Source organism: Acinetobacter sp. F16 (genome assembly GCF_052712855.1).
Genome location: NZ_JBRATK010000031.1, coordinates 1 through 2,775, shown reverse-complemented (window position 1 = coordinate 2,775; position 2,775 = coordinate 1). Strand labels below are relative to the sequence as shown.

Here is a 2,775-nt window from a genome sequence, read left to right as displayed (position 1 = left end):
TGATCAGCATCTATATTTTATATCCAGTCCATGGTGATAAAAACCATCATAAACTAGACATTTTTATTGGTGAGAATATAGACACTTTAAATGGGTTCTAACAATGGAATTTCGTATAAGGTGTATTATGTTAATTTTAGGGAAACTAATTAAAAGCTTCTAGATAGTCTATTAATTCAGTTTTCCCTTGTTTCTGTGCTCTTTCAAAAGCTGTTTCTTTGTATTTATTTTTATGTTTCATATCTATCCCATATTCAGCTAAGAACTGCAATCCGTATAAATTATTATAATCTACGAAAACATGTGGCATTTGGAAAACTGGATCTTTACCTAATGGGTCACAACCTAAATTTATCAGTAATTTATAAATTTCAGCGTTCTGATTAAGTCCCGCAATAGCTAAGCCTTTTTGTGTCACTGTCTTAATAAAATACTCTTTAAAATGATCGAAAAAATAAAAAACCATTTCATCTGAATATCTAAATGCCAATTCAAGTGGTGTGTAGGCAAATGATTTTTTCTTTGGGTCTGCCCCGAGCTCTAATAGTTTCTTTGCTAATTTAATATTATTCGATTCAATGCTTAATCCTAAAGGTGTTCCTACACCTTTAAGATTTCTATTTAACTCACTTTTATTTATTTTTTTTGAGAGTAAAAAATCTATCTGATCTACTAAATTAAGATAGCAAGCATATACTAGGGTCTGCTTTATTTTTTCTTCTTGAAGGCTTGTCTGTAATTGAATTTTTCTTTCTTCATCAGATGGTGTCACATCATAAGTTTGATATAGGACTAATTCCATTGCATCATCCCAAAATAATTCAGGATTGTAATCCATATGATGTATTACTTTTTTATCAATAGAATAATAGCTATAAATTCCATTATCTAATTCTGAACTATCCATAAGGTCATGTATTTCTTGAAATATATCTTCAGTATTCCCTAAATTTCTGAATCCTGTCTCATCTGTTTCATAAATAGTTGCATACCTTAAGTGAATGGTTTTATTCATCACAAAGAAGAAATCTTGAGTAAGCTTTAAGCCATCTACTTTTCTTAAAATTGTATCTATTGTTGGATTCATAAGTTGAATTAAATATCATAAATTTTGTTTTAGTATAAAAGAAAATTACTCGAATATTGATGCCATTTAACATAATGGGCGTTATGCGAAGTCAAAATTGTAAGCCCCAAATAGAAGTGTCCGGTTTCTCCAAAGTAAAAATGTCCGCTTTTAGAATATGCACTTTTGCAATTTCGTTAGCGGACGGTTTGATATGTTGGTGTCTATGTCGGATAAAGAACTTAAACGATTGTCGGTCTTGCAGGAAATCTGCGATCAACGCATAACTCAATCCCAGGCTGCTCAGCTACTTCATATCTCAGAACGTCAGATCAGACGCTTACTGCAGAAATACAAAGCTCAAGGTCCAGCTGCATTAGCCCATGCCGGTCGTGGCCAAATCAGCAATTCCAAACTTCCTGAAGAACTCAGGCTCAAGTGCCTCAATATTGTTTCTGACCAACTCCATGGTTTCGGACCCACTTTAGCGCATGAAAAGCTCACCACCGTACATGGATTCGATCTTTCAGTAGAAACCCTGCGTTCCTGGATGATTGCAGCTGACTTATGGATTCCTCGATCCAAGCGCCTGAAACGCCCGTATCAGCCTCGTTACAACCGGGATTGCTTTGGTGAACTGATCCAAATCGATGGCTCTCACCATGACTGGTTCGAAGGACGCGCTGCTAAATGCTGTCTGCTGGTGTTTATTGATGATGCCACAGGAAAATTGCAGCATTTACGCTTCTGTGAATCAGAATCAGCCTTTGACTATATGATTTCAACACGCCTGTATGTCGAACAGCACGGTAAACCATTGGCATTTTACAGTGATAAACATTCAGTGTTTAGGGTGAATCAAAGCAGCAAGAAAGACACCAAGATTACGCAATTTGGACGCGTACTCAGTACCCTCAATATCGATATCATCTTCGCTAACTCACCACAGGCCAAAGGCCGTGTGGAACGCGCCAACAGGACACTTCAGGATCGTCTGATCAAAGAAATGCGCTTGGAAGGCATCTGTTCGATTGAGCAAGCTAATGCCTGGCTACCCTGCTTCATTGAGCAGTTCAATCAGAAGTTCGCCAAGATGGCTTTTAATCCTAAGGATCTACATCGGCCTATCACTGAAACAGCCGAAGAATTAGATGATATTTTTACTTGGCGTGAACCCCGCAGAGTCACGAATAGCCTGACGATTACTTATGATAAATGCGTATATCTCCTGGAAAACACCGAAGAAAATCAAAGGTTGATCGGTAAGTATCTTGAGTTCCTGGAATACCCGGATGGTACTGTAGCCCTCATGCATGATGGCCGAAAGATCAATTACAGCCTCTTCGATAAATTAAGTCAGCTGAATCAGCGAGAGATTGTTGAGAATAAACGTTTAAGTTCTGTATTGCTGCATATTCAACAACAGCATGAAGAACTGGAACAACAAAACAAACGCAATCGTTCTCAAAAGATGCCAAGCAGACGTGCACAGAAAACAGCAATTCAACAACGAAATCTGAATCCTGTGCTTGACTTGGAAATGTCGGTATAGGACATTTCTATTTGGTTATTAGGTAGGACATTTCTACTTGGGAATAACACAAAATGTTAGAACCCATTTAAAGTGTCTATATTCTCACCAATAAAAATGTCTAGTTTATGATGGTTTTTATCACCATGGACTGGATATAAAATATAGATGCTGATCA

General features: G+C 37.1%; 2 protein-coding genes. One reads left to right on the top strand and one right to left on the bottom strand.

Going from position 1 to position 2,775, the window contains the following annotated elements; all coding sequences use genetic code 11:
• Positions 1 to 145: 145 nt before the first annotated feature.
• A complete protein-coding gene (locus ACU0NF_RS11825) occupies positions 146 to 1,087 on the bottom strand; it encodes an ankyrin repeat domain-containing protein (RefSeq protein ID WP_445661239.1) in 942 nt (313 codons plus the stop codon).
• 205 nt (positions 1,088 to 1,292) lie between these two features.
• Between ACU0NF_RS11825 and ACU0NF_RS11820 the strand changes: the two genes are divergently transcribed.
• Positions 1,293 to 2,618 (top strand): ISNCY family transposase, encoded by a 1,326-nt coding sequence (locus ACU0NF_RS11820; RefSeq protein WP_445661238.1) that lies wholly within the window; start codon positions 1,293 to 1,295, stop codon positions 2,616 to 2,618.
• Positions 2,619 to 2,775: the final 157 nt, after the last annotated feature.